A 26,973-nucleotide genomic window follows, 5' to 3' on the forward strand; every position below is an offset into this window, starting at 1 on the left:
GAGCATATTGGCCCGGCCCCATACAGGGTAACCTTTAAAAAGGTTAGGCCGACGACACCGTTATTGTTTAGTGGTTACTCTCTTTATAAGATAAACTACTCATTTCGAATTGCTATTTTTCAATGAGTTAAGTGAAAACTTACTATTTCAAGGAAGTATAATGACCCTTACTATGCCTTCTACTATGGTTTTGTTGACAATCCTATTTCTGACTGCCTGCTCGAGCCAGCAAAGTAGCCCAGAGCGCCACGCCAAGCGTGCTGTTTATCAATTGGATCAGGTGCATTTTGATCCCAACAGCCGAATGGATATTTCAGGCTCGATAAAGCACGCCACACCGTTTTTTAAGCAGTTCTATGAGATAGGGGAAGCCGATCGGGCAAAAGGGCTTACACGCCAGCAGGCTCAGCAGCGTGAGGCGTATTTTCGCGGCCCCGAGTTTCTTCAGGAGTCAGAACAAAAAACTATATTTATCAACCAGAAATATTCAGCAGATAACCCGCAGAAACAGCGTCAGATACTGGTGGATGCCGCTGTTGCTACCTACTGGGATGGGTACGAAGGCCGGTCTTGAATTAGGAATATCTTTATATGAAAGTTTTGTATCAGGACGAACACCTGATTGCAGTCAACAAACCTGCGGGCTGGTTGGTACATCGTAGTTGGTTGGATCGTCATGAAACGAAGTTTGTGATGCAAACCGTGCGCGATCAGATTGGCCAGCACGTATTTACCGTGCATCGCCTGGATCGTCCCACTTCCGGCGTATTACTGATGGCGCTGTCCAGCGACGTTGCGCGCATGCTGTCGCAGCAGTTTGAACGGCATGAAGTGCAGAAAACTTATCATGCGGTGGTGCGGGGTTATGTGCTTGAAGAAGGCACTATCGATTATGCGCTGACGGAAGAGCTGGACAAGCTGGCAGATAAGCATGCCGATCCAGATAAAGGCCCAAAATCGGCGGTGAGCCATTACCGGCCTTTGGCGACGGTGGAAATGCCGGTGGCGATTGGCCGCTATGCCACTTCGCGCTACAGCCTGGTTGAACTGAAGCCGGAAACCGGCCGTAAGCATCAGTTGCGCCGTCATATGGTGCATATCCGCCATCCGATCATTGGAGATACCGCACATGGCGATCTGCGTCAGAATCGCGGTATGGCAGAGCATTTTGCCTGTCCGCGCCTGATGCTCCACGCCAGCCATCTGCAACTTAATCACCCCATTACCGGTGAAAAGCTGCATATTTCTGCCCCTTGGGATGCGACTTGGCAGGGGGTGATGTCTCAATTTGGTTGGCTCAACGTTATCCCTGAGCTTGCTGGGGTTGAGTTTCCCACGGCTAACGGTCAGGATAACTGAGCATTTTTTAAGGCATATCCAAAGAAATCATCAAAGGAGCAGGAGCGATGGCTCAGGTTGGCATTTTCGTAGGGACGATCTACGGTAATTCATTGCTGGTGGCGGAAGAAGCGGAAAATATCCTTAAAGAGCAGGGCCATGAGGTCAAGCTGTTTGAAGAAGGGGAATTCGAGGCCTGGCAGTTTTATCGCCAGCACTATGTGTTAGTGGTGACGTCGACCACCGGGCAAGGCGATCTACCGGACAGCATTGCGCCGCTGTTCCATGCTCTTCGCGATCAGGTCGGTTATCAGCCGGAACTGCATTATGGGCTGATTGCGCTCGGTGACAGCAGCTACGACAACTTCTGCGGTGCCGGGCGTGCTTTTGATGCGCTGTTGCAGGAGCAAGGGGCAACACGGGTGGGAACCGTATTGGAAATTGATGCGCAGGAACAACCTGAGCCAGAAGTGGTGTCCTGCCCTTGGGTCGAGCAGTGGGGTTTATTGCTGAAATAATAAACCCCTGGCTGCGGTGTTTCTTGCGATGCTCAACGCTCGTGGCTGTTGGTAAGCAACTGTGCTGCGTCGAGATCGGCAAACAACGTGCACGCCGGGTGCAAGCGCAGTATGGAGGCAGGGATGGCTTCCGTCAGCGGGCCTTCCAGCGTCTGTTTCAGTATTGGCGCTTTTTTCTCACCGGTTACCAATAGCAGGATATTTTTGGCTTGCATGATAGTTTTGATTCCTAAAGAGAAATAAGCGTCAGGAACGAACTCTTTACCTCCCACTTCGTTTGCCAATAAGGCTGTCAGTTCGAGGTTATCGCGATCAACAGCAATCCGGCGTGCTTCGCTGTCAAACGACGAACCCGGCAGGTTAGCGGCGATATGCCCATCGCTGCCTAGCCCCAGAATCAGTAAGTCAATGCCCCCATTCGCTTCTATCTGCCGGTCCGCTTGAGAATAATTGCTGCCGTTTAGTGCGTGGATCCGTTCATCAGGTACCCCGGCAGGTTCGAACAGATGGTGTTGTAAGTGGCGATAAATGGCACCCTTATCGTTCTCAAATGGATGAAACGGCACTTCATCCTGCGTGTAGTAATGCACATGGCGATATTGCGGGCTATCACGCAAATGTGGGGTTAATGCTTGATACAACGCCAAGGGTGTTGATCCACCGGTTGGGGCAAAGTTAAAGCGTGAGCGTTCTCGCATGGCCTGTAAAATGTCATTGACCGCCTGCGCGGTGAGTAACTCTTGGTTGGGGAATAATTCAATTCTCATCTGTTTTCCTAGTCTGACTTCTATTATCGGGTTGTACAGGGCAAAAAAAAACCTAACCCCTTAACTGCTCCCCAGGCCAATGCGTGGGAAACGTTAAAGAGTTAGGTTTTGCCTGCTAAGCAGTAACAATCCTATCTTGATGACAGGTTAACCCTACCATACTGGGAACGGTCAAAATGTGAACTCAGTAACAGGCAGGTTTAATGCTCTACTCCTGGGTTTATTTACCGCGAGTCAGTTTGTCCAGATCGGATTCAATCTCGGCAATCTTGTGGGAAACCACGTTTTCCAGATGGCGCAGGTCGTCAAGAATTTTACGTTTCAGATCCACTTCGATCTGATCGCGTTGGCAAAGCTGATCCAACTCGTCGATCACGTAGCGCAGATTGGGGTTAATTTCGTGGATTTCTTTGTAACCCTGACCCGCATTGTCTGCTACGACGGTCTTGCGTTGACGCGGATATTTGAACTTAACGCTTTTGGCAAAGAACTCGCCTTTGTCCTTGCGGAAATAAATCTTGAGAATGTCGTTATTGGCCTCCTGACGCAGGCTATAGCGATCGACATCTTCCGGTTGATTGATTCCTAAGCTTTTCAGGTTGTCATACATAATCGCGCCACCTTTTAATGGATTTTACACCGGTTTTATTTCAACTCTCAGTGATATTAGCTGAAAATTGAAACTCATCAGGGATGTTTCACTGTGATAATTATGGTGAAAACTGCCGCCAGAGACTGTGACGGTTCGCGTATTGAAGGCAAAAAAATAGCGGGTGATTCACCCGCTATTCAATATTAGTCGATGGTACGTAACAACTCATTAATCCCAACTTTACCGCGCGTTTTGGCATCGACTTTCTTCACGATCACCGCGCAGTACAGGCTGTATAAACCGTCTTTGGAAGGCAGATTGCCGGAAACCACCACCGAGCCAGCAGGTACGCGACCATAGTGCACTTCACCGGTTTCACGATCATAGATGCGGGTGCTTTGGCCCAGGTAAACGCCCATTGAGATCACCGAACCTTCTTCCACGATCACCCCTTCCACCACTTCGGAACGCGCGCCGATGAAGCAGTTGTCTTCGATGATGGTTGGGTTGGCTTGCAGTGGTTCCAGTACCCCACCAATGCCGACGCCGCCAGACAGGTGAACGTTTTTACCAATTTGCGCGCAGGAGCCCACGGTGGCCCAGGTATCAACCATGGTGCCTTCATCAACGTAGGCACCGATGTTGACATAAGACGGCATCAGCACGGTGTTGCGAGCGATAAATGCGCCCTGACGAACGGTTGCCGGTGGCACCACACGGAAGCCTTCTTTCTGGAAACGCGCTTCGTCGTAATCGGCGAACTTCATCGGCACTTTGTCGTAGTAACGGGTTTCGGCACCGTCCATCACTTTGTTGTCGTTGATGCGGAAAGAAAGCAGCACGGCTTTTTTCAGCCACTGATGCGTTACCCACTGACCGTCAATCTTCTCGGCAACGCGCAGAGCGCCGCTGTCCAGCAAGGCGATCGCTTGGTTTACCGCTTCACGCGTTACGGTGTCTGCGTTAGCCGGGGTGATATCCGCACGGCGTTCGAAGGCGCTTTCAATAACGTTCTGTAATTGCTGCATGCTGTTCTCTGTCCTGATTTTATTTACGAAAGGTTACTTGTATCACATTTTATCGTTTGGATTGAGGGCCTCTGTCAACCGTTGTTCCAACTTTCTGCGCGTTTCTGGATTCAGAGCACGCCGATCGCTGTCGGCCAAAATAAATAAGTCCTCGACCCGCTCGCCGATGGTGGAAATACGTGCACCATGCAGCGACAGCCCAAGCGCGGCAAATACTTCACCGACCCGCGCCAGCAGGCCGGGCTGATCGAGAGCAATCAGTTCCAGATAGCTGCGACGATCGTTATGGGTCGGCAGGAAATTAACCTCGGTCGGTACGCTGAAATGGCGCAGCTTAGAGGACGGGCGGCGCGCGCGCGGTGGCTGATATTCCCGCTGGGTGATCGCTTGCTCAAGCGCATGGCGGATCGCAGCGTGGCGATCCTGGGCCAGCGGGCTGCCGTCCGGCTCCAACACGATAAAGGTGTCCATGGCGATCCCGTCACGGTTGGTGAAAATCTGGGCGTCGTGCACGCTGAGGTTGCGCCGATCCAGTTCGCCGACCACGGCGGCAAACAGGTAAGGGCGATCCGGGCTCCAGATAAAGATCTCGGTTCCCCCACGCGTTGGCTGACGGCTGACCAGCACCAGCGGTTTGGTCGAGTCATGCTCCAGCAGATGGCGGGCATGCCACGCCAGCTGATTCGGTGAATGACGCAGGAAGTAATCGGCGCGGCAACGGCTCCAGATGTGGTGCAGTGCCTCTTCGTCGATATTATCCATGCGCAGCAACGCCAGCGCTTGCAGGCGGTGATGGCGCACACGTTCGCGTAGGTCCGGGCTGTTCTGCATACCGCGACGCAGCTGCTTTTCAGTAGCAAAATACAGTTCGCGCAGCAGGCTCTGTTTCCAACTGTTCCACAAGTTTTCGTTAGTGGCGCAGATATCCGCCACCGTCAGGCACACCAGATAACGCAGGCGGGTTTCGCTCTGCACTTCACTGCTGAATTGTTGGATCACGTTAGGATCCTGGATATCGCGCCGTTGAGCGGTGACGGACATCAGCAGGTGGCAGCGCACCAGCCAGGCAACCAACTGTGTTTCACGGGAGTTCAGGCCGTGCAGCTCCGCAAACTCAAGAGCGTCCTGCGCGCCAAGAATGGAGTGATCGCCACCGCGCCCTTTGGCAATATCGTGGAATAACGCCGCCAGCAACAGCAATTCAGGGTGTGGCAAGCGGGGATACAGCTCCACGCACAGCGGATGGCGTGGGCGCGTTTCCTCATCGGCGAAGCTTTCCAGTTTTTGCAGGACACGGACGGTGTGCTCGTCAACGGTATAAGCATGGAACAGATCAAACTGCATCTGGCCGACGATGTTGCCCCACTGCGGCATGTAGGCCCAGAGCACGCTGTGACGATGCATGGGCACCAGTGCACGCGAAACCGCACCGGGATGGCGCAGAATGGCCATAAACAGATCGCGGGCTTCGGGAATATTGCACAGCGGTTGCTTCAGGTGACGGCGCGCGTGGCGCAACTGGCGCACCGTGGTGGAGTAAATACCTTTGATTTCGCGGTTACGCACCATCAGGTAGAACATGCGCATGATGGCTTCTGGCTGGCGAATAAACAGCGTTTCGTCGCGCAGATCGATCAGATCGCCACGCAGTTGGAAATCGTCATTCAGCGGGCGCGGTTTTTCCGTGGCATCCAGCGCCAGAATCGCCTCGTCAAACAATTGCAGCAGCATGTGATTCAGTTCGCTGGCGCGACGTGTCATACGGTAGAAATCTTTCATCATGCGCTCTACCGGCTCATTACCTTCGCCTTCGTAACGCAGCAACTGAGCCACGCTGAGCTGGCGATCAAACAGCAGGCGGTTGTCGTAGCGCGGCAGCACCAGATGCAGGGCAAAACGGATGCGCCACAGAAAGCTCTGGCACTCTTTCAGTTCGTTGCGCTCGGCCTGGGTCAGGAAGCCAAAACCAACCATTTCGTCCAGCGAGGTAGCGCCAAAGTGGCGTCGTGCCACCCACAGCAAGGTATGGATATCGCGCAGGCCGCCGGGGCTGCTTTTGATATCCGGCTCCAGGTTGTAACTGGTGCCGTGGTAACGCTGGTGGCGCTCCTGTTGTTCGAGCTCTTTGGCGTGGAAGAATTCGGGCGATGGCCAGAATCCATCGCTGAAAATGTGTTTCTGCATTTGCAGGAACAGGGCGACATCGCCGCAGATCATGCGCGATTCGATCAGGTTAGTGGCAACGGTCAGATCGGCCAGCCCTTCCAGCAGGCATTCTTCTAACGTACGCACGCTGTGGCCGACTTCCAGCTTCAGATCCCACAGCAGGGTAATCAACTCACCCACGCGGGCTGCCTGTTCATCGTTCAGGCGGTGTTGGCTGAGCACCAGCACGTCGATGTCGGAAAGCGGGTGCAACTCGCCACGGCCATAACCGCCTACGGCAACCAGCGCGGTTTCCGGGATAGCTTCAAAACCGTAGAACACCCACAAGCGGCGCAGCAGCCGGTCGATGAATTTACTACGGGCAGCCACCAGGCTTTCAGCGCTGGAACCGGTATTGAAGGCTGCGGCCAGCCACTGTTGGAAAAGCTCAAGGCGCTGTTTGAGTGCCACGCAGTTGAGCTCTTCATCGCCATAGGCGTTTGGGGACTCAGGCTGCTTTGGCACGGCCTGTTGCAGATTGACCGGTGTGTCTTGCTCACGATAATTTTCAGACATGATTCGCAGCCCATAAAAAAGCCGGCATCAGCCGGCTTGTGACCAGAAACAGCAGTGCTTACTGTTGTTCGTGCGTAATGATGTTGGGGATGGTGTCATCCTTGCGCAACGTCATTATTTCGCAGCCGTTATCAGTGACCACAATAGTATGCTCATACTGTGCCGACAAGCTGCGATCTTTAGTTTTTACCGTCCAACCGTCCTTCATGGTGCGGATGCGGAAATCACCCGCATTCACCATAGGTTCGATGGTGAAGGCCATACCGGCTTGCAGCACCACGCCGCCATCATCAGCATCGTAATGCAGTACCTGAGGTTCTTCGTGGAACACCTCACCAATGCCATGGCCGCAATATTCGCGCACCACGGAGAATTTTTCGGCTTCTACATACTGCTGGATCGCTTTACCCAAGGTACGCAGGCGGATGCCCGGCTTAACCATTTTCAGCGCCAGATACAGGCTTTCCTGCGTGATACGGCACAGGCGCTCGCCCAGAATAGTGGGGGTGCCGACGATAAACATCTTGGAGGTATCACCGTGGAAACCGTCTTTGATCACGGTGACGTCGATGTTGACGATATCGCCGTCTTTCAGCACTTTTTCATCACTCGGGATACCGTGGCACACCACTTCATTTACCGAGATACAGACGGATTTCGGAAAGCCGTGATAACCCAGGCAGGCGGAAATGGCCTGCTGTTCGTTGGTGATATAGCTATGACAGATTCGATCCAGTTCGCCGGTGGTCACGCCAGGTTTGACGTGCGGCTCGATGATCTCCAGCACTTCAGCGGCCAGGCGGCCTGCAACGCGCATTTTTTGGATGTCATCAGGTGTTTTAATTGAGATTGCCATGAAATTAGTCCGCAGGTGTCTTATCGTCGACAGTATTAAGGAAAGGCTTGGACTTATGGTATCAGCCCGGCCAGAGGCTGCCAAATTTGATTTCGAAACGGCGGTGCGAATACAACAAGTGTTGGTGTCAGGGGCGGGTTTATGGTATAAAGCGCGCCGGCAGATCCGCACTTCATCTTTGTGAGTTGTGCGGGAATGACCGAGATACTTTAACTGCACTCACATTGTGTAAATAACACACACGTATCGACACATTCGCCGGGGTGCCTTGAGATGACTGAGGTCATTGTCCGGGTCGGCGTTATGGGATACGTGGAGGCATAACCCCAATCACTCTATAGAGGTTTAATCATGGCAACTGTTTCCATGCGCGACATGCTCCAGGCTGGTGTACACTTTGGTCACCAGACCCGTTACTGGAATCCGAAAATGAAGCCTTTCATCTTCGGCGCACGTAACAAGGTTCACATCATCAACCTGGAAAAAACCGTACCAATGGCCAACGCAGCCTTGGCTGAGCTGACCAAGATCTCTTCCCGTAAAGGTAAGATCCTGTTCGTTGGTACCAAGCGCGCAGCAAGCGAAGCGGTAAAAGAATATGCCAACACCTGCGACCAGTTCTTCGTGAACCATCGCTGGTTGGGCGGCATGCTGACTAACTGGAAAACCGTTCGTCAGTCAATCAAACGTTTGAAAGATCTGGAAATCCAGTCTCAAGATGGCACCTTTGACAAGCTGACCAAGAAAGAGGCGCTGATGCGTACTCGTGAATTGGATAAGCTGGAAAACTCTCTGGGTGGTATCAAGGACATGGGTGGTCTGCCAGACGCTCTGTTTGTTATCGATGCCGATCACGAACACATCGCGATCAAAGAAGCCAACAACCTGGGTATCCCGGTATTCTCTATCGTTGATACCAACTCCGATCCAGACGGCGTTGACTTCATTATCCCTGGTAACGACGATGCAATCCGTGCAATCAAATTGTACCTGACTGCCGTTGCTGCCGCCGTCCGTGAAGGTCGTTCTCAAGATCTGGCCGTTCAGGCGGAAGAAAGCTTCGTAGAAGCTGAATAATAAGGTCAAGCCCTTATTAACCAGGTATTGAATATGTTGGTTAGGGGGGCCTTTAAAGGCCCCCTTTGCTTATCTGAATGAGAACTGTCTCCACGTGAGATAACCGAGGAAAAAGAAATGGCTGATATTACCGCTGCTTTGGTAAAAGAACTGCGTGAGCGTACTGCTGCAGGCATGATGGAATGTAAGAAAGCGCTGGTTGAATCTAACGGCGACATCGAGCTGGCTATCGAAAATATGCGTAAGTCTGGTGCGATAAAAGCGGCGAAAAAAGCAGGCAACGTAGCTGCTGACGGCGTGATCAAAACCAAGATCGAAGGCAACTACGGCATGATTCTGGAAGTTAACTGCCAGACTGACTTCGTAGCTAAAGATGCTGGTTTCCAGGCGTTTGCTAATAAAGTGCTGGATGCGGCTGTTGCAGGCAAAATCACCGACGTTGACGTGCTGAAAGCGCAGTTTGAAGAAGAGCGCGTAGCGCTGGTGGCAAAAATTGGTGAGAACATCAATATTCGCCGCGTAGCTGCTCTGGAAGGCGAAGTGCTGGGTAGCTACCTGCACGGCGCGCGCATCGGCGTACTGGTGGCGGCTAAAGGTGCTGACGAAGAGCTGGTTAAACAGCTGGCGATGCACGTTGCGGCAAGCAAGCCTGAGTTCGTGAAGCCTGAAGATGTGTCTGCTGAAGTGGTAGAAAAAGAGTACCAGGTTCAGTTGGACATCGCCATGCAGTCTGGCAAGCCGAAAGAAATCGCAGAGAAAATGGTTGAAGGCCGCATGAAGAAATTCACCGGCGAAGTCTCTCTGACCGGTCAACCTTTCGTGATGGATCCTGCCAAAACCGTTGGTCAACTGCTGAAAGAGCACAACGCTGACGTAACCAATTTCATCCGCTTCGAAGTGGGTGAAGGCATCGAGAAAGTTGAAACTGACTTTGCTGCTGAAGTTGCAGCCATGAGCAAACAGTCTTAATGCCTGTTAATGGAGCCGCCGTCAGGCGGTTCCATTTTATCCAGCCAGAGATAATCCGATGGCGGGCGCTGTGCAGCTATACTCAGCACAGGCGCAGCGTATCGGCCCAAACCCCCAATACTATTACTGCTTCTTAGGACAGAACACCATGGCAACCAATGCAAAACCCGTTTATCAGCGTATCCTGCTCAAACTGAGTGGTGAAGCCCTGCAAGGTGCAGAAGGTTTTGGTATCGACGCGAGCGTTCTGGATCGCATGGCTCAGGAAGTTAAAGAGCTGGTCGAACTAGGGATTCAGGTCGGTGTAGTTATTGGCGGTGGTAACCTTTTCCGCGGTGCGGGCCTGGCACAAGCCGGCATGAACCGCGTCGTGGGCGACCACATGGGAATGCTGGCGACCGTGATGAACGGCCTGGCTATGCGTGATGCACTGCACCGCGCCTATGTGAACGCTCGCCTGATGTCGGCAATTCCGCTGAACGGCGTGTGTGATAACTACAGTTGGGCAGAGGCGATCAGCCTGCTGCGCAATAACCGTGTGGTGATTTTCTCTGCCGGTACCGGTAACCCGTTTTTCACCACCGATTCTGCCGCCTGTCTGCGCGGGATCGAAATTGAAGCCGATGTGGTATTGAAAGCGACTAAAGTGGATGGTGTATACTCTGCTGACCCGGTGAAAAACCCAGATGCAACGCTGTACGAACAGTTAACCTATCAGGATGTGCTGGAGCGCGAGTTAAAAGTGATGGATCTGGCGGCGTTTACGCTGGCGCGCGACCATGGTTTGCCTATCCGCGTGTTCAACATGAATAAGCCGGGCGCACTGCGCCGTGTGGTGATGGGTGAGAACGAAGGCACGCTGATCACCAAATAAAGGTGCCCAGCCAAGTTTATACCCGAAGTACAAGGGGTTGCCGCCAACCACGCCGCGGCTTCAAGTATGAAGGGGATTGCGGGAGCGGTTAACGCCGGGCGTTGTGCGCTCCCCCTTGATTAACATTCACGGGCTCTACTTGTTGTATTGCCTGCCAAGTAACCAGCTTCCAAGGGTTCGCAACGTGATTAATGAAATCAGAAAAGATGCTGATTCACGCATGGAAAAAAGCGTCGAAGCATTCAAAAATCAAATCAGCAAGATCCGTACCGGCCGTGCTTCTCCAAGCATTCTGGACGGCATCATGGTGGAATACTACGGTTCGGCAACGCCGCTGCGCCAGTTGGCCAACGTGACCGTAGAAGACTCCCGTACTCTGGCAATCAACCTGTTTGATCGCTCTTTGGGTTCGGCAGTAGAAAAAGCCATTATGTCATCCGATCTCGGCCTGAACCCAAGCTCAGCCGGTAGCGTGATCCGGGTTCCGCTTCCGCCGCTGACTGAAGAACGCCGTAAAGATCTGATCAAAGTGGTGCGTGGTGAAGCTGAGCAGGGGCGCGTGGCCGTGCGTAACGTGCGCCGTGATGCCAACGATAAAGTGAAAGCACTGCTGAAAGACAAAGAAATCAGCGAAGACGAAGATCGTCGTTCACAGGACGATATTCAAAAGATGACCGATGCCTACATCAAGCTGCTTGATGCGGCGCTGGCAGACAAAGAAAAAGAGCTGATGGAGTTCTAATCAGCATCGCGCAGAAATAAAGCGTCGCTTGGTCGGCGCTTTATTTTTTGTGGCGAAGATCCCGTTTTATCGTACTGAAAGATCATGGACAAGCGGTGGTTCAGGTTACACACTGGAACACTTCCGATCTCATCAGACAGTGATTCAGAGCAAACTCATGAAGCAACTGACTATTCTGGGCTCCACCGGCTCTGTGGGCACCAGCACCCTGGCCGTGGTCAGGGAGAATCCCGACCTTTTCGCGATCAAAGCACTGGTAGCTGGCCGTAATGTGGCGGTGATGGCGCAGCAGTGCATGGAGTTTCGCCCTGCTTATGTGTCTATGGCCGATGAAAACGCCGCGCGCGAATTACGCATCATCCTGGCGGAAAATGCGATAAAAACCGAGGTGCTGGCGGGTGAGCAGTCTGCTTGCGAACTGGCCGCACTGGACGACGTTGATCAGGTGACCGCTGCCATTGTCGGGGCCGCAGGATTGTTGCCAACCCTAGCCGCTGTTCGCGCCGGTAAGCAGGTGCTGTTGGCGAACAAAGAGTCGTTAGTGACCTGTGGCAGGCTGTTTATGGAGGCGGTGCAAAAGAGCCAGGCACAGTTGCTGCCGCTGGACAGCGAGCACAACGCTATTTTCCAGAGTTTGCCTGAGAGCATCCAGCGCCAGTTGGGATACTCTTCTCTGCAGGAACATGGCGTTTCGCGTATTGTTCTGACCGGTTCTGGCGGGCCATTCCGCACCACGCCACTGGCGCAGTTTGCCGCCATGACGCCTGATCAAGCCTGTGCGCACCCTAACTGGTCGATGGGGCGCAAGATCTCGGTGGATTCCGCCACCATGATGAACAAAGGCCTGGAATACATTGAAGCCCGCTGGTTGTTTAATGCCTCAGCCGAGCAAATGGAAGTCATCTTGCATCCGCAGTCGGTGATCCATTCCATGGTGCGTTATGCTGATGGTAGCGTGCTCGCTCAATTGGGTACGCCAGATATGCGCACCCCGATCGCTCATGCGATGGCCTACCCGCAGCGGATTCATTCTGGGGTGGCTGCGCTCGATTTTTGCCGTATTGGCGCGCTGACCTTCTCTGAGCCGGAGCGTGAGCGTTATCCATGCCTGTATCTGGCGATTGCAGCCTTCGATGCTGGCCAAGCGGCAACGACGGCGCTCAATGCGGCCAACGAAGTCGCCGTGGCGGCATTCTTGCAGGAAGAGATTCGATTTACCGACATTGCTGCGGTGAATCAAAAAGTGGTCGAACGTTTGGCGTTGCAGGAACCTTCCTGTGTTGAGGGGGTTTTGGACATCGATCGTCAGGCGCGTGAAATAGCTCGCAGCGTGGCCCGTGCATTGCGTGTTTAATCTGTAGCGTATTGTCTGATTTTGTTTGCAAATTGCGTTTGCAGCCGTGGGGCCGTTTGTTCGCGCTTCGCGGAGGTGGTATAGTCTGCGCCATAATCATCGGATATACCGTTGAATAATGGCCGGATTGGTGCGTCATGAACCGATATTTCCCAGGCGTTTTCTGGGGGCGCAAGGTGGGCAGACTGAAAAGCTGTGTCAGGCACACGGCTTTTTTTGCGCGCTAGGGTTGAACGTTCCGGTAAGGCTGTTGTGTTTCTACCGAGGGAATAAGTACGAGTTATGTCGTCCGCAAACCAACAAGAAGCTAATCTGTCTGCTCAAGGGCCACGTCATGTCGCTATTATTATGGATGGTAACGGACGATGGGCTAAACGTCAGGGTAAGTTACGTGTCTTCGGTCATAAAGCAGGGGTGAAGTCAGTACGCCGCGCGGTCAGTTTTGCTGCCAGTAATCATTTGGATGCGCTCACGCTTTACGCCTTCAGCAGTGAGAACTGGAATCGCCCGGCACAGGAAGTTTCTGCCCTGATGGAACTGTTCGTGCGTGCACTGGACAGTGAAGTAAAAAGTTTGCATAAACATAACGTCAGGCTGCGTGTGATCGGTGATATCAGCCGTTTCAGCGCTCGTTTGCAGGAGCGTATTCGTCGCTCTGAGCAACTGACAGAAAACAACGATGGCCTGACGTTGAACATCGCCGCCAACTATGGTGGCCGTTGGGATATCATTCAGGGAGTGAGGGATCTGGCCGAGCAAGTGCAGCAAGGTGTATTGCACCCGGAACAGATCAGCGAGGAACTGCTGAGTGAACGTGTCTGCATGAGCGATCTGTCACCAGTGGATTTAGTGATCCGTACCGGTGGCGAACATCGCATAAGTAACTTCTTGTTGTGGCAAATTGCTTACGCCGAGCTTTACTTTACTGATGTACTCTGGCCTGATTTTGATGAACTTGTCTTTGAAGGTGCGCTGAATGCATTTGCACAACGTGAGCGTCGCTTCGGGGGAACAACACCTATCGGCACCAATGCGCCTTAGGGGGAACTTTTGCTGAAGTATCGCCTCATCACTGCTCTAATTTTAATTCCGCTGGTTATCGCAGCGCTGTTTCTGTTGCCGCCGCTGGGCTTTGCCTTGGTAACACTCGCTGTGTGCATGTTAGCAGCCTGGGAATGGGGACAGCTTGCCGGTTTCGCCACGCGTGCTCAACGCCTTTGGTTGGCGATATTATGCGGCTTCCTGCTGGCACTGATGATGCTCAGTGTGCCCGCCTATCATCACACCGCCGATCAGTTACAGGTCGGGGTGCCGCTGTGGCTGTCGCTGGTCTGGTGGTTGGTCGCGTTGCTACTGGTGCTTTTCTATCCTGGTTCCGCTGCACTGTGGCGTAATTCGCGCCCGTTGCGTCTGGTGTTCGGCTTGTTGACCATTGTCCCGTTCTTCTGGGGTATGGTGGCCTTGCGCCAGTTCGGCTATGAGCAGAATCATTTTACCGGTGCCTGGTGGCTGCTGTACGTTATGTTGCTGGTGTGGGGAGCCGATTCCGGCGCCTATATGTTCGGCAAATTATTCGGTAAGCATAAGCTGGCACCGAAGGTTTCTCCGGGTAAAACCTGGGAAGGGCTGATCGGTGGGTTGGTGACTTCTGCGGTGATTTCGTGGCTGTTTGGCCGCTATGCGCCGTTGAATATTGTTCCGGTCACTTTACTGGTGTGTTCAGTGATTGCTGCGCTGGCTTCGGTGTTAGGCGATCTCACTGAGAGTATGTTCAAACGTGAAGCGGGTATCAAAGACAGTGGTCATTTGATACCGGGGCACGGCGGGATACTGGATCGTATTGATAGTTTGACCGCAGCAGTGCCTGTATTTGCCTGCTTGATGCTGTTAGTGTTTTAATCCGTCATCGGGCGGGGAGTGAAAGGTTTATATGGTCAGCGTGCTCTGGAACTTGGTAGCGTTTGTTATTGCTCTGGGTGTATTGATCACCGTACATGAGTTCGGGCACTTTTGGGTGGCCCGTCGCTGTGGTGTCCGTGTAGAACGCTTCTCCATTGGTTTTGGTCGGGCGCTGTGGCGCCGTACCGACCGCCAGGGCACCGAATATGTCATCGCCATGATTCCCCTTGGCGGCTATGTCAAAATGCTTGATGAGCGCGTAGAAACGGTTGCACCGGAGCAGCGCCATCAGGCATTCAATAATAAAACAGTCTGGCAGCGCGCGGCGATTGTCAGCGCTGGCCCCATCGCCAACTTCCTGTTTGCTATCCTTGCTTACTGGATCGTCTTTATCATCGGCGTGCCGAGTTTCCGCCCGGTTATTGGCGAAATTGCTCCACAATCCATTGCTGCCATTGCAGAAATTTCCCCAGGTATGGAACTTAAGTCCGTTGACGGTATCGAAACGCCTGATTGGGAATCCGTTCGGCTGGCACTGGTGAGTAAAATTGGTGATGCGCAAACCGAGGTAGGGGTTGCCCCGTTCGGTTCCTCACACGTGGTGAGCAAAACTCTGGATCTGCGTCATTGGAGTTTTGAGCCGGACAAAGAAGATCCTGTCCGTTCCCTAGGCATGATCCCGCGTGGTCCGCAGATAGAATCTGTGCTTGCAGAAGTGCAACAGGGTTCCGCAGCGCAAAAGGCAGGTTTACAAACAGGGGACAGGATCGTTAAAGTCGATGGTCAGTTGCTTGGGCGTTGGTCAACCTTGGTTAAACGGATCCATGATGGCCCGGGTAAACCGTTGGTTTTAGGGATCGAAAGAAACGGCGCCCCCTTGTCTTTAACGCTGATACCGGATACAAAGCCGGTGGGAAAAGATAAAACGGTAGGTTTTGCAGGCATAATACCGAAAGTGCTACCGCTGCCTGACGAATATAAGACGATTCGCCAGTATGGGCCGTTCCCTGCGTTATATCAGGCTGGGGACAAAACCTGGCAGCTAATGCGGCTGACGGTCAATATGCTGGGTAAATTAATCACCGGTGATGTAAAGCTGAACAATCTGAGTGGCCCGATTTCCATAGCACAGGGAGCTGGGGCGTCAGCAGGGGTTGGGTTTGTGTATTATATGATGTTTCTGGCGTTGATTAGTGTCAACCTAGGGATCATCAACCTATTCCCATTACCGGTATTAGATGGTGGGCATCTCCTCTTCCTGGCGATAGAAAAGCTGAAGGGTGGGCCGGTTTCTGAGCGAGTACAGGACTACAGTTATCGCATTGGTTCGATCGTGTTGATACTGCTAATGGGTCTTGCACTTTTCAATGATTTTTCTCGCCTTTAGGGGCGGGGACAGGTTAGGAAGAACGCATAACAACGATGGCGATGAAAAAGTTGCTCATAGCGTCGCTGCTGTTTGGCAGCGCCACCGTATACGGTGCAGACGGGTTCGTAGTGAAAGATATTCATTTCGAAGGCCTGCAACGAGTCGCCGTCGGTGCGGCGTTACTCAACATGCCGGTTCGCGTAGGCGATACCGTCTCTGATGATGATATCAGTAACACCATCCATGCCTTGTTTGCCACCGGCAACTTCGAGGATGTTCGCGTATTGCGCGATGGTGATACGCTGATCGTTCAGGTTAAGGAACGCCCTACCATTGCCAGCATCACTTTCTCCGGCAACAAGTCGGTGAAAGAGGACATGCTCAAGCAAAACCTGGAGGCTTCTGGCGTCCGGGTTGGTGAAGCACTCGACCGCACCACCTTATCCAGCATTGAAAAAGGGTTAGAAGACTTCTACTACAGCGTCGGGAAATACAGTGCCTCGGTAAAAGCGGTTGTGACGCCGTTGCCACGTAACCGTGTTGACCTGAAGCTGGTGTTCGCTGAAGGGGTTTCCGCCACGATCCAGCAAATCAATATTGTTGGCAACCATGCTTTCACCAACGATGAGCTGATCTCACGCTTCCAATTGCGTGATGAAGTGCCATGGTGGAACGTGGTTGGCGATCGTAAATACCAAAAGCAGAAACTGGCGGGTGACCTTGAAATCCTGCGCAGCTTCTATCTGGACCGCGGTTATGCCCGTTTTAATATTGATTCGACGCAGGTCAGCCTGACGCCGGACAAAAAAGGGATTTATATCACCATCAACATTACGGAAGGCGATCAGTATAAGCTTTCAGGCGTGGTGGTGAATGGCAACCTGGCAGGTCATTCGGCGGAGGTTGCCCAGTTGACCAAAATAGAGCCAGGTGAACTGTATAGCGGCAGCAAAGTGACCAAAATGGAAGACAACATCAAGAAGATGTTGGGCCGTTATGGTTATGCCTACCCGCGTGTACAGACTCAGCCAGAAATCAACGATACGGATAAAACCGTGAAGTTGCTGGTTAACATCGACGCGGGTAACCGTTTCTATGTTCGTCGCATCAAGTTTGAAGGCAACGATACCAGCAAGGATGCCGTACTGCGTCGCGAAATGCGCCAGATGGAAGGCGCATGGCTGGGTAACGATCAGGTTGAGCAGGGTAAAGATCGCCTGAACCGCCTGGGTTACTTCGAAACTGTAGATGTAGAAACCCAGCGTGTACCGGGAACCCCTGATCAGGTTGATGTCGTCTACAAGGTGAAAGAACGTAACACGGGTACGCTGAACTTTGGTGTCGGTTACGGTACAGAGAGTGGCGTCAGCTTCCAGGCGGGCGTGCAGCAGGACAACTGGCTGGGTACGGGTTACTCCGTTGGTATCAACGGTACCAAGAACGATTACCAGACCTATGCCGAGCTGTCGGTCACCAACCCGTACTTCACCGTTGATGGTGTCAGCTTGGGTGGCCGCGTCTTCTATAATGACTTTAAGGCCAATAACGCCGATCTGTCAGATTATACCAACAGCAGCTATGGTGTAGACGGCACGCTGGGCTTCCCAATCAACGAGAACAACTCGTTGCGCGCTGGTTTAGGTTACGTCCATAACTCCCTGTCGCAAATGAAGCCACAGATTGCCATGTGGCGTTATCTGGACTCAGTCGGTGAGAGTCCGGATCTGATAAATCGCGCTAGTTATGCGGCGAACGACTTCCCGCTGACGCTGGGGTGGACTTACAACAATCTGGACCGCGGTTATTTCCCAACGTCGGGTAACCGTACCACGCTGAATGGCAAGGTTGTTGCACCGGGTTCTGACAACTCGTACTACAAATTCACGTTGGATAGCACGCAATACTTGCCAATCGACGATGATGCTTCCTGGGTATTGCTGGGCCGTGGTCGCGTGGGCTATGCCGATGGTCTTGGCGGCAAAGAGATGCCGTTCTATGAGAACTTTTATGCGGGTGGTTCAAGCACCGTGCGTGGCTTCCAGTCCAATACCATTGGTCCGAAAGCGGTTTACTACAACTCCAACTCGTATACCTGTAATGATGCGCCGGGTAGCAGCGTGCCGCAGGTTATCTGTAATTCCAGCGATGCGGTTGGTGGTAACGCCATGGCTGTTGCTAGCCTGGAGCTGATTACACCGACGCCGTTTATCAGCGAGAAATATGCCAACTCGGTGCGTACTTCAGTGTTTATGGATGCGGGTACGGTATGGGATACCAAGTGGCAGAATACTAGCCAGACACGTATGTTCGATATTCCGGATTACAGCAAAGCGAGCAATATTCGCGTATCTGTAGGCCTTGCCGTGCAATGGATGTCACCGTTGGGGCCGTTGGTGTTCTCTTATGCTGACCCGATCAAGAAATACGATGGTGACAAGTCTGAGCAATTCCAGTTTAACATTGGTAAAACCTGGTAACGGGTTTCACTTCTGGGTATAAGCAGTTAAAAAGAATCGCAAATGTCAGACTGACGTCAAAGCAAAGGGAGAGGATTCTCATTGTGTTGCGTGCAGGTCTGGCAGATTGTGTACTTCAAAGTGTCGTGTGACACAAACGGGTGATGGTAAGGAGTTTATAGTGAAAAAGTGGTTGTGTGCCGCAGGCCTCGGTTTAGCAATGGCTGCTTCAGCAGGCGTTCAGGCAGCTGACAAGATTGCTGTCGTTAACGTTTCCAGTATTTTCCAACAGTTGCCAGCACGTGAAGCCGTGGCTAAACAACTGGAAGGCGAGTTTAAAGGCCGCGCGAGCGAACTCCAGAACATGGAACGCGATCTGCAGACCAAAATGCAGAAACTGCAGCGTGACGGTTCTACCATGAAAGCGAGCGATCGTGCCAAAATGGAAAAAGATGTGATGGCACAGCGCGAGCAGTTCTCTCAGAAAGCTCAGGCTTTTGAGCAGGACAACCGTCGCCGCCAGATGGAAGAGCGTAACAAAATCCTGGGTCGTATTCAGGATGCCGTGAAAGCCGTTGCCAGCAAAGAAGGTTATGACGTAGTGATCGACGCTAATGCGGTTGCTTACGCAGGTACTTCTAAAGACATCACTGCTGATGTGCTGAAACAGGTTAAATAACAACATGTCTTCGATTCGACTGGCTGATTTAGCACAGCAGTTGGATGCACAATTGCACGGTGATGGCGATATTGCCATCACCGGCATTGCTTCTATGCATTCTGCACAGGCTGGCCAAATCACATTTTTGTCAAACAGCCGCTATCAAGAACAGCTGGCTTCTTGCCAGGCGAGTGCCGTTGTTTTGACTGCTGCAGATTTACCACACTGTCGTTCTGCGGCATTGGTGGTTAAGAACCCTTATCTGACTTATGCGCGTATGGCGCAATTGATGGATACCACGCCGGCACCTGCAGCGGATATCGCGCCTAGTGCGGTGATTTCCCCAGAAGCTCGGCTTGGGCAAAATGTTGCCATTGGGGCAAATGCGGTTATTGAGTCCGGTGCAGAACTTGGCGATAACGTGGTTATCGGCCCTGGCTGTTTTATCGGCAAACACGCACGCATTGGTGCGGGTACGCGTTTGTGGGCAAATGTTACGATTTATCATGAAGTTGAAATCGGCCAGCGCTGCCTGATCCAATCTGGAACGGTAATTGGTGCTGATGGTTTTGGCTATGCTAACGAGCATGGCAACTGGATCAAGATCCCACAGTTGGGCACGGTGATCATCGGCGATCGTGTCGAGATCGGCGCTTGTACTACCATCGATCGCGGCGCGTTGGATAACACTGTGATTGGGAATGGTGTTATCATTGATAACCAGTGCCAGATTGCGCATAACGTAGTAATTGGCGACAATACCGCGGTTGCCGGTGGTGTGATTATGGCTGGCAGCCTGAAAATCGGCCGCTATTGCCAGATTGGTGGGGCCAGTGTGATCAATGGCCATATGGAGATCGCTGACAAGGTTGTTGTCACCGGTATGGGAATGGTTATGCGACCAATTACCGAACCTGGGGTATACTCCTCGGGCATTCCGTTACAACCCAATAAAGTTTGGCGTAAAACCGCTGCGTTGGTGATGAATATCGATGAGATCAGCAAGCGTTTAAAAGCTGTCGAACGAAAAGTCGGAAAAGACTAATCACCACCGCCCGCCTTACTGGGTACACATCGAAACGCGTTGGCCTTAAAGCCAAAAGCGCAAAGAGTTGTTAATTTGCGGCCTGCATGATGATCTCCTTTTTGGGGTCAACGCAGGCCGTGTTGTTGATGCCATCAGTTTTTAGAGACAGGAAGAGTATTTTGACTACTGACACTCATACTCTGGATATTGCAGAAATTTTGGAACTGCTTCCTCACCGTTACCCATTCTTGCTGGTTGACCGTGTACTGGAGTTTGAAGAGCACAAATATCTGCGTGCAGTGAAAAACGTCTCTGTTAATGAGCCGTTTTTCCAGGGGCATTTCCCTGGTAAACCGATTTTCCCTGGCGTGTTGATTCTGGAAGCGATGGCGCAAGCCACCGGCATTCTGGCATTCAAGAGCGTAGGTAAACTGGAACCGGGCGAATTGTATTATTTTGCAGGTATTGATGAAGCTCGCTTCAAGCGTCCTGTGGTGCCAGGTGATCAGATGATCATGGAAGTCACTTTCGAAAAAACCCGCCGTGGCCTGACGCGCTTTAAAGGCGTGGCGACCGTTGACGGAAAAATTGTCTGCGAAGCAACCATGATGTGTGCCCGCAGCCGGGAGGCATAATCCGTGATTGATAAAACCGCCTTTATTCATCCTAGCGCGATCGTTGAAGAGGGTGCCGTTATCGGCGCTGGTGCGCAGATCGGTCCTTTCTGCTACGTCGGCTCCCAGGTGGAAATCGGCGCGGGTACGGTACTGAAATCTCACGTGGTGGTGAACGGTATCACTAAGATCGGCCGTGATAATCAGATTTATCAGTTCGCCTCCATTGGCGAAGTAAATCAGGATCTGAAATATGCCGGTGAACCAACGCGTGTTGAGGTTGGCGATCGTAACCGCATTCGCGAAAGCGTGACTATCCATCGTGGTACTGCGCAGGACTCGGGCCTGACCAAAGTGGGTAATGATAACCTGCTGATGGTTAACGTACACATTGCCCATGATTGTGTGGTCGGTAATTCCTGTGTGCTTGCCAACAATGCGACGCTGGCGGGCCACGTAAAGATTGACGACTACGCCATTATCGGTGGCATGACCGCTATCCATCAGTTCTGCGTTATTGGCGCTCATGTGATGGTGGGGGGCTGCTCCGGTGTGGCTCAGGACGTACCTCCTTTTGTCATCGCACAAGGCAACCATGCGACGCCGTTCGGGGTTAACGCCGTAGGGCTGAAACGCCGTGGTTTCGATAAAGATGAAATGCAGGCAATTCGTAACGCCTACAAAATCCTTTATCGCAGTGAAAAAACGTTGGATGAAGCCAAATCAGAAATCGAAACCCTGGCGCAAGAGCAGCCAGTGGTGCAGCAGTTCCTCGATTTCTTTAGCCGTTCCACCCGCGGGATTATTCGCTGATTTATGCCAAATCGTCCATTGACTATCGGATTGGTCGCCGGGGAAACCTCTGGTGATATTCTTGGCGCCGGGTTGATCCGCGCGCTTAAGGTGCAGCATCCAGAAGCCCGTTTTGTTGGCGTGGCAGGCCCGTTGATGCAGGCCGAAGGGTGTGAAGCCTGGTACGAAATGGAAGAGCTGGCGGTAATGGGAGTGGTAGAGGTTCTTGAGCGTTTGCCACGCCTGTTGAAGATCCGCAGGGATCTTACCCGCCGGTTCAGTGAGCTGGTACCTGACGTATTTGTGGGTATCGATGCACCAGACTTCAATATCACGTTGGAAGGCCGCCTGAAAAAGCGCGGTATCCGCACCATTCACTATGTCAGCCCGTCTGTCTGGGCCTGGCGTCAAAAGCGCGTTTTCAAAATTGGTAAAGCGACCGACCTGGTGTTGGCGTTTCTCCCTTTCGAAAAAGCGTTTTACGATCGTTTCAATGTTCCCTGCCGCTTTATCGGCCACACCATGGCTGATGCGATGCCGCTGCAGCCGGATAAACTGGCCGCACGCGCTACGTTAGGGATTGCCCCGGAGGCCCGTTGCCTGGCGCTGCTGCCCGGCAGCCGTGGTGCCGAAGTAGAAATGTTGAGTGGTGATTTCCTCAAGACTGCGCAGCTGTTGCGTATTCACTATCCAGACCTGGAAGTGGTAGTGCCTTTGGTGAATGCCAAGCGCCGTGAGCAGTTCGAACGCATCAAGGCCGAAGTGGCACCGGAACTGACAGTGCATTTGCTGGACGGCAAAGGGCGCGAAGCCATGATCGCCAGCGATGCCGCCCTGTTAGCCTCTGGTACCGCAGCGCTGGAATGCATGCTGGCGAAGTGCCCGATGGTCGTGGGTTACCGCATGAAACCCTTTACCTACTGGGTGGCGAAGCGGTTGGTGAAAACCCCGTATGTTTCGTTGCCAAACCTGCTGGCGGGGCGTGAAATCGTGCCCGAACTGCTGCAACACGACTGCGTGCCGGATAAGCTGGCTGCGGCACTGTTGCCGTTGCTGGAAGAGAGCCCGCAAGCTGAGCAACTGAAACAGACTTTCCTTGAACTGCATCTGAGTATTCGCTGTGGCGCTGATGAGCAGGCCGCTCAGGCGGTGTTGGAGCTGGCAAAAGCATGATTGAACCCTTTGTTTATCCTGTCGCCCGGTTGATTGCCGGTGTGGATGAAGTGGGCCGTGGCCCGCTGGTTGGTGCGGTAGTGACTGCGGCAGTGATCCTCGATCCGGCAAGGCCGATCGCTGGCCTGGCCGATTCCAAAAAACTCAGCGAGAAGCGCCGCGAAGCGTTGTACGAAGAGATCGTTGAAAAGGCGTTATCCTGGAGCCTGGGGCGCGCTGAGCCGGAAGAGATTGATCGGTTGAATATTCTGCATGCCACCATGCTGGCGATGCAGCGTGCGGTGGCTGGTTTACCCCTCGCGCCCGACATGGTATTGATTGACGGTAATCGCTGCCCCAGCTTGCCGATGCGTTCGCAGGCGGTGGTTAAAGGGGATAGCCGAGTGGCAGAGATCAGCGCGGCATCCATCCTGGCGAAAGTGACACGCGATCGCGAAATGGCCGAACTGGATCGGGTATTCCCAGAGTACGGTTTTGCCCAGCATAAAGGCTACCCTACCGCTTTCCATCTCGAAAAGCTGGCAGTATTGGGAGCCACTCAGCACCATCGCCGCAGTTTCGCGCCGGTAAGACGCGCACTGGAACTGTAGTAGTCTTGCAAGCAAAGAGTTAACCTCGGCCCACTAAGCTGGGCCCTACACCTTGGTATCTGGATATGGCCGAACCTCGTTTTATTCACCTGCGCGTTCATAGTGACTACTCCATGATTGATGGGCTAGCCAAGATCGGCCCGTTGGTGAAAAAAGCTGCCGAACTTGCCATGCCCGCCTTGGCGGTCACCGATTTCACCAACCTATGTGGTTTGGTGAAGTTTTATGGTAGTGCGCACGGTGCCGGGATCAAACCGATCATCGGTGCAGATTTCCATGTGCAGAGCGAGGTGCTGGGTGATGAATTGGCGCAACTTACCGTGCTGGCGACCAATAACCAAGGTTATCAAAACCTGACTCTGTTGATCTCTAATGCCTATCAGCGCGGTTACGGTGCTGCTGGTCCGATTATTGACCGCGATTGGCTGATCGAACACCGTGAAGGGTTGATTCTGCTTTCCGGTGGGCGCATGGGTGACGTAGGCAAATTTTTGCTGCGCGGTAATCAGGCGCAGGTTGATCAATGCTTGGCGTTTTATCAGGAATATTTCCCCGATAGCTACTATCTGGAACTGATCCGCACCGGTCGCCCAGACGAAGAGAACTATCTGCATGCCGCCGTAGCGCTGGCTACCGAACGTGGTTTACCGGTAGTGGCCACCAACGATGTCCGTTTTCTGGTGGAAGACGACTTCGATGCGCATGAAATCCGCGTGGCGATCCACGATGGTTTTACGCTCGACGATCCCAAACGCCCGCGTAACTACAGCCCGCAGCAGTTTATGCGCAGTGAAGACGAGATGTGTGAGCTGTTTGCTGATATCCCCGAGGCACTGCTCAACAGCGTCGAAATCGCCAAACGCTGTAACGTTACCATTCGCCTTGGCGAATACTTCCTGCCGCAGTTTCCTACCGGTGAAATGACCACCGAAGATTTCCTGGTCGCCAAATCCAAAGAAGGGCTGGAACAACGTCTCGAATTCCTGTTCCCTGATCCAGAAGTGCGCGCTCAACGCCGCCCAGAATACGATGAACGTCTGGACATTGAGCTGAAAGTGATCAACCAGATGGGCTTCCCTGGCTACTTCCTGATCGTTATGGAGTTCATCCAGTGGTCGAAAGATAACGATGTGCCGGTAGGGCCAGGGCGTGGTTCCGGTGCGGGTTCGCTGGTGGCCTATGCGCTGAAAATTACCGATCTGGATCCGCTGGAGTTTGACCTGCTGTTCGAACGGTTCCTGAACCCGGAACGTGTATCGATGCCCGATTTCGACGTCGATTTCTGCATGGAGAAACGCGATCTGGTGATCGAGCATGTGGCAGACATGTATGGCCGTGAAGCGGTATCGCAGATCATCACCTTTGGTACCATGGCGGCGAAAGCGGTTATCCGCGATGTGGGCCGCGTATTGGGCCATCCGTATGGCTTTGTTGACCGTATCTCCAAACTGGTGCCCCCCGATCCGGGGATGACGCTGGAAAAGGCCTTTGCCGCTGAACCGCAACTGCCAGAAATTTATGAGGCAGACGAAGAAGTCAGGGCGCTGATCGACATGGCGCGTAAGCTGGAAGGGGTGACGCGTAACGCCGGCAAGCATGCGGGTGGGGTAGTGATCGCACCGACCAAAATTACTGATTTCGCGCCGCTGTATTGCGATGCTGAAGGTAACCACCCGGTTACCCAGTTCGATAAAAACGACGTGGAATATGCTGGGTTGGTGAAGTTTGACTTCCTTGGCCTGCGCACCTTGACCATCATCGATTGGGCGTTGGCGATGATCAACGCTCGCCGAGCCAAGACCGGGCTGGAACCGATCGATATTGCCGCTATTCCGTTGGATGACAAACCAAGCTTCGACATGCTACAGCGTTCGGAAACCACGGCGGTATTCCAGCTTGAATCGCGCGGCATGAAAGACCTGATCAAGCGCCTGAAGCCTGACTGTTTCGAAGATATGATCGCACTGGTGGCGCTGTTCCGCCCTGGCCCTTTGCAGTCGGGCATGGTAGATAACTTTATCGACCGTAAGCATGGGCGCGAAGAGATTTCCTATCCTGATATCCAGTGGCAGCATGAGTCGCTGAAACCGGTGCTGGAGCCGACCTACGGCATCATCCTGTATCAAGAGCAGGTGATGCAGATTGCCCAGGTGCTGGCGGGTTACACGCTGGGCGGTGCGGACATGCTGCGTCGCGCCATGGGTAAAAAGAACCCGGTCGAGATGGCCAAGCAGCGCGGCGGTTTTGAAGATGGTGCGAAATCGCGCGGCATTGACGGCGAACTGTCGGTAAAAATCTTCGATCTGGTAGAGAAATTCGCCGGTTACGGCTTCAACAAATCCCACTCAGCCGCTTATGCGCTGGTGTCGTACCAAACGCTGTGGCTGAAAGCCCACTATCCCGCCGAGTTTATGGCAGCGGTAATGACCGCCGATATGGATAACACCGATAAGGTGGTTGGGCTGGTGGATGAGTGCTGGCGCATGGGGCTGAAAATCCTGCCGCCGGATATCAACAGCGGGCAATACCATTTCCACGTCAATGACGAAGGCGAGATCGTTTACGGTATCGGCGCGATCAAGGGCGTGGGGGAAGGGCCGATTGAGGCGATTATCGAGGCGCGTAACAGTGGCGAACAAGGGTACTTCAAAGATCTGTTCGATCTGTGCGCGCGCTCCGATGTCAAAAAACTGAATCGCCGTATTCTGGAAAAACTGATCATGTCCGGGGCGTTCGATCGCCTGGGGCCGCACCGTGCTGCGCTGATGCATTCGCTGGGCGATGCGCTGAAAGCGGCCGATCAGCATGCCAAAGCCGAAGCGATTGGCCAGGCAGATATGTTTGGCGTGCTGGCAGACGCACCAGAGCAGGTGGAGCAGTCTTACGCCAACGTACCGCTCTGGCAGGAACAGGTGGTGCTGGATGGTGAGCGTGAAACGCTGGGGCTCTATCTTACCGGCCATCCGATCACCCAGTATTTGAAAGAAATCGAACGCTATGCCGGTGGTCAGCGTTTGAAAGATATGCACCCGACGGAACGGGGTAAGATGACGACCGCCGTCGGGCTGGTGATTGCCGCCCGGGTTATGGTGACCAAACGGGGCAATCGTATTGGCATTTGTACGCTGGATGACCGTTCTGGCCGCCTGGAAGTGATGTTATTCACCGAAGCGTTGGAAAAATACCAGCATTTGTTGGAAAAAGACCGTATCCTGATCGCCACTGGACAGGTCAGCTTTGATGACTTCAGCGGTGGGCTTAAAATGATGGTCCGCGAGTTAATGGATATCAGTGAAGCCCGTGAAAAATACGCCCGTGGGCTTGCTATCTCGCTGACGGACAGGCAAATTGATGACCAGCTTTTGAACCGTCTCCGCCAGTCGTTGGAACCCCATCGATCGGGGACGATTCCAGTGCATCTCTACTATCAACGGGAAGATGCACGAGCAAGGCTGCGCTTTGGCGCAACCTGGCGCGTGACGCCGACCGACCGCTTGTTGATAGATTTGCGGACCCTGGTAGGTAATGAGCAGGTGGAACTGGAATTTGACTAAAA

Annotated in this window: 24 protein-coding genes; 19 read left to right on the forward strand and 5 right to left on the reverse strand. The window is 53.1% G+C overall.

The genetic code is table 11. From position 1 onward, the window contains the following. Window positions 1-160 precede the first annotated feature (160 nt). From ACX1CU_RS05175 to ACX1CU_RS05185, 3 genes are read left to right on the forward strand one after another with little or no spacing between them, the layout of a single operon-like run. Window positions 161-574 (forward strand): Exc2 family lipoprotein, encoded by a 414-nt coding sequence (locus tag ACX1CU_RS05175; protein WP_459401541.1) that lies wholly within the window; start codon window positions 161-163, stop codon window positions 572-574. A gap of 17 nt (window positions 575-591) precedes the next feature. Beyond that, window positions 592-1,359, forward strand: coding sequence for a tRNA pseudouridine(65) synthase TruC (gene truC, locus ACX1CU_RS05180; protein ID WP_459401542.1), 768 nt, complete (start codon window positions 592-594; stop codon window positions 1,357-1,359). Between the two features lie 47 nt (window positions 1,360-1,406). Next, on the forward strand, window positions 1,407-1,856 hold the full coding sequence (locus ACX1CU_RS05185) for a flavodoxin (protein ID WP_459401543.1): 450 nt from the start codon (window positions 1,407-1,409) through the stop codon (window positions 1,854-1,856). Between the two features lie 32 nt (window positions 1,857-1,888). On the opposite strand, the gene ACX1CU_RS05190 is transcribed toward ACX1CU_RS05185, so the two are convergent. The 5 genes from ACX1CU_RS05190 to map all read right to left on the reverse strand — a co-directional run bounded on the left by ACX1CU_RS05190 (window position 1,889) and on the right by map (window position 7,820). Beyond that, window positions 1,889-2,623 (reverse strand): glucosamine-6-phosphate deaminase, encoded by a 735-nt coding sequence (locus ACX1CU_RS05190; RefSeq protein ID WP_459401544.1) that lies wholly within the window; start codon window positions 2,621-2,623, stop codon window positions 1,889-1,891. A gap of 220 nt (window positions 2,624-2,843) precedes the next feature. Next, window positions 2,844-3,233, reverse strand: a complete 390-nt coding sequence (locus ACX1CU_RS05195; RefSeq protein ID WP_459401545.1) for a DUF3461 family protein — start codon at window positions 3,231-3,233, stop codon at window positions 2,844-2,846. A 185-nt stretch (window positions 3,234-3,418) separates the two neighbouring features. Beyond that, window positions 3,419-4,243, reverse strand: coding sequence for a 2,3,4,5-tetrahydropyridine-2,6-dicarboxylate N-succinyltransferase (gene dapD, locus ACX1CU_RS05200; RefSeq protein ID WP_459401546.1), 825 nt, complete (start codon window positions 4,241-4,243; stop codon window positions 3,419-3,421). A gap of 42 nt (window positions 4,244-4,285) precedes the next feature. Next, window positions 4,286-6,964 (reverse strand): bifunctional uridylyltransferase/uridylyl-removing protein GlnD, encoded by a 2,679-nt coding sequence (gene glnD, locus ACX1CU_RS05205; protein WP_459401547.1) that lies wholly within the window; start codon window positions 6,962-6,964, stop codon window positions 4,286-4,288. Window positions 6,965-7,022: 58 nt separating this feature from the next. Next, window positions 7,023-7,820, reverse strand: a complete 798-nt coding sequence (map, locus tag ACX1CU_RS05210) for a type I methionyl aminopeptidase (RefSeq protein ID WP_459401548.1) — start codon at window positions 7,818-7,820, stop codon at window positions 7,023-7,025. 351 nt (window positions 7,821-8,171) lie between these two features. On the opposite strand from map, the gene rpsB reads away from it, so the two are divergent. From rpsB to dnaE, 16 genes are all read left to right on the forward strand, one after another. Then, on the forward strand, window positions 8,172-8,897 hold the full coding sequence (gene rpsB, locus ACX1CU_RS05215) for a 30S ribosomal protein S2 (protein WP_459401549.1): 726 nt from the start codon (window positions 8,172-8,174) through the stop codon (window positions 8,895-8,897). Between the two features lie 117 nt (window positions 8,898-9,014). After that, the gene (gene tsf, locus ACX1CU_RS05220; protein ID WP_459401550.1) at window positions 9,015-9,866 is read left to right on the forward strand and encodes a translation elongation factor Ts; all 852 of its coding nucleotides are present in this window, start codon (window positions 9,015-9,017) and stop codon (window positions 9,864-9,866) included. Between the two features lie 148 nt (window positions 9,867-10,014). Then, window positions 10,015-10,740: a UMP kinase gene (gene pyrH / locus ACX1CU_RS05225; protein WP_337261329.1), complete on the forward strand. Its 726-nt coding sequence runs from the start codon at window positions 10,015-10,017 to the stop codon at window positions 10,738-10,740. Between the two features lie 184 nt (window positions 10,741-10,924). Next, entirely contained in the window at window positions 10,925-11,482 is a 558-nt protein-coding gene (frr, locus tag ACX1CU_RS05230; RefSeq protein WP_459401551.1) for a ribosome recycling factor, read from the forward strand. A 157-nt stretch (window positions 11,483-11,639) separates the two neighbouring features. Beyond that, window positions 11,640-12,836, forward strand: coding sequence for a 1-deoxy-D-xylulose-5-phosphate reductoisomerase (ispC, locus tag ACX1CU_RS05235; protein ID WP_459401552.1), 1,197 nt, complete (start codon window positions 11,640-11,642; stop codon window positions 12,834-12,836). 282 nt (window positions 12,837-13,118) lie between these two features. Then, window positions 13,119-13,877, forward strand: coding sequence for a (2E,6E)-farnesyl-diphosphate-specific ditrans,polycis-undecaprenyl-diphosphate synthase (ispU, locus tag ACX1CU_RS05240; protein ID WP_459401553.1), 759 nt, complete (start codon window positions 13,119-13,121; stop codon window positions 13,875-13,877). Window positions 13,878-13,886: 9 nt separating this feature from the next. After that, entirely contained in the window at window positions 13,887-14,735 is an 849-nt protein-coding gene (cdsA, locus tag ACX1CU_RS05245; RefSeq protein ID WP_459401554.1) for a phosphatidate cytidylyltransferase, read from the forward strand. 31 nt (window positions 14,736-14,766) lie between these two features. Continuing rightward, a complete protein-coding gene (gene rseP / locus ACX1CU_RS05250; RefSeq protein ID WP_459401555.1) occupies window positions 14,767-16,122 on the forward strand; it encodes a sigma E protease regulator RseP in 1,356 nt (451 codons plus the stop codon). A 35-nt stretch (window positions 16,123-16,157) separates the two neighbouring features. Beyond that, window positions 16,158-18,581 carry an outer membrane protein assembly factor BamA gene (bamA, locus tag ACX1CU_RS05255; protein WP_459401556.1) on the forward strand — a complete coding sequence of 808 codons (2,424 nt, stop codon included), beginning with the start codon at window positions 16,158-16,160 and terminating at the stop codon, window positions 18,579-18,581. A gap of 160 nt (window positions 18,582-18,741) precedes the next feature. After that, window positions 18,742-19,239 (forward strand): molecular chaperone Skp, encoded by a 498-nt coding sequence (skp, locus tag ACX1CU_RS05260; RefSeq protein WP_459401557.1) that lies wholly within the window; start codon window positions 18,742-18,744, stop codon window positions 19,237-19,239. A 4-nt stretch (window positions 19,240-19,243) separates the two neighbouring features. Continuing rightward, window positions 19,244-20,266 carry a UDP-3-O-(3-hydroxymyristoyl)glucosamine N-acyltransferase gene (gene lpxD, locus ACX1CU_RS05265; protein ID WP_459401558.1) on the forward strand — a complete coding sequence of 341 codons (1,023 nt, stop codon included), beginning with the start codon at window positions 19,244-19,246 and terminating at the stop codon, window positions 20,264-20,266. Between the two features lie 161 nt (window positions 20,267-20,427). Further along, on the forward strand, window positions 20,428-20,883 hold the full coding sequence (gene fabZ, locus ACX1CU_RS05270; RefSeq protein WP_015673553.1) for a 3-hydroxyacyl-ACP dehydratase FabZ: 456 nt from the start codon (window positions 20,428-20,430) through the stop codon (window positions 20,881-20,883). 3 nt (window positions 20,884-20,886) lie between these two features. After that, complete coding sequence (gene lpxA, locus ACX1CU_RS05275; RefSeq protein ID WP_459401559.1) at window positions 20,887-21,675, forward strand: acyl-ACP--UDP-N-acetylglucosamine O-acyltransferase; 789 nt, start codon at window positions 20,887-20,889, stop codon at window positions 21,673-21,675. Between the two features lie 3 nt (window positions 21,676-21,678). Further along, complete coding sequence (gene lpxB, locus ACX1CU_RS05280) at window positions 21,679-22,827, forward strand: lipid-A-disaccharide synthase (protein ID WP_459401560.1); 1,149 nt, start codon at window positions 21,679-21,681, stop codon at window positions 22,825-22,827. Beyond that, window positions 22,824-23,417 carry a ribonuclease HII gene (gene rnhB, locus ACX1CU_RS05285; RefSeq protein WP_459401561.1) on the forward strand — a complete coding sequence of 198 codons (594 nt, stop codon included), beginning with the start codon at window positions 22,824-22,826 and terminating at the stop codon, window positions 23,415-23,417. Before lpxB ends, rnhB begins: the two co-directional genes overlap by 4 nt. 65 nt (window positions 23,418-23,482) lie before the next feature. Continuing rightward, window positions 23,483-26,971 (forward strand): DNA polymerase III subunit alpha, encoded by a 3,489-nt coding sequence (gene dnaE / locus ACX1CU_RS05290; RefSeq protein WP_459401562.1) that lies wholly within the window; start codon window positions 23,483-23,485, stop codon window positions 26,969-26,971. Window positions 26,972-26,973 lie beyond the last annotated feature (2 nt).

It is taken from the genome of Serratia sp. D1N4 (genome assembly GCF_054552755.1).

Coding starts and splice junctions, on each gene's coding strand:
- ACX1CU_RS05195 (WP_459401545.1), bottom strand. CDS start 3,233: ATGTATGACAACCTGAAAAGCTTAGGAATCAATCAACCGGAAGATGTC.
- map (WP_459401548.1), bottom strand. CDS start 7,820: ATGGCAATCTCAATTAAAACACCTGATGACATCCAAAAAATGCGCGTT.
- pyrH (WP_337261329.1), top strand. CDS start 10,015: ATGGCAACCAATGCAAAACCCGTTTATCAGCGTATCCTGCTCAAACTG.
- ispC (WP_459401552.1), top strand. CDS start 11,640: ATGAAGCAACTGACTATTCTGGGCTCCACCGGCTCTGTGGGCACCAGC.
- lpxD (WP_459401558.1), top strand. CDS start 19,244: ATGTCTTCGATTCGACTGGCTGATTTAGCACAGCAGTTGGATGCACAA.
- dnaE (WP_459401562.1), top strand. CDS start 23,483: ATGGCCGAACCTCGTTTTATTCACCTGCGCGTTCATAGTGACTACTCC.
- rseP (WP_459401555.1), top strand. CDS start 14,767: ATGGTCAGCGTGCTCTGGAACTTGGTAGCGTTTGTTATTGCTCTGGGT.
- ACX1CU_RS05175 (WP_459401541.1), top strand. CDS start 161: ATGACCCTTACTATGCCTTCTACTATGGTTTTGTTGACAATCCTATTT.
- ACX1CU_RS05185 (WP_459401543.1), top strand. CDS start 1,407: ATGGCTCAGGTTGGCATTTTCGTAGGGACGATCTACGGTAATTCATTG.
- ispU (WP_459401553.1), top strand. CDS start 13,119: ATGTCGTCCGCAAACCAACAAGAAGCTAATCTGTCTGCTCAAGGGCCA.
- glnD (WP_459401547.1), bottom strand. CDS start 6,964: ATGTCTGAAAATTATCGTGAGCAAGACACACCGGTCAATCTGCAACAG.
- ACX1CU_RS05190 (WP_459401544.1), bottom strand. CDS start 2,623: ATGAGAATTGAATTATTCCCCAACCAAGAGTTACTCACCGCGCAGGCG.
- tsf (WP_459401550.1), top strand. CDS start 9,015: ATGGCTGATATTACCGCTGCTTTGGTAAAAGAACTGCGTGAGCGTACT.
- bamA (WP_459401556.1), top strand. CDS start 16,158: ATGGCGATGAAAAAGTTGCTCATAGCGTCGCTGCTGTTTGGCAGCGCC.
- rnhB (WP_459401561.1), top strand. CDS start 22,824: ATGATTGAACCCTTTGTTTATCCTGTCGCCCGGTTGATTGCCGGTGTG.
- truC (WP_459401542.1), top strand. CDS start 592: ATGAAAGTTTTGTATCAGGACGAACACCTGATTGCAGTCAACAAACCT.
- lpxB (WP_459401560.1), top strand. CDS start 21,679: ATGCCAAATCGTCCATTGACTATCGGATTGGTCGCCGGGGAAACCTCT.
- rpsB (WP_459401549.1), top strand. CDS start 8,172: ATGGCAACTGTTTCCATGCGCGACATGCTCCAGGCTGGTGTACACTTT.
- dapD (WP_459401546.1), bottom strand. CDS start 4,243: ATGCAGCAATTACAGAACGTTATTGAAAGCGCCTTCGAACGCCGTGCG.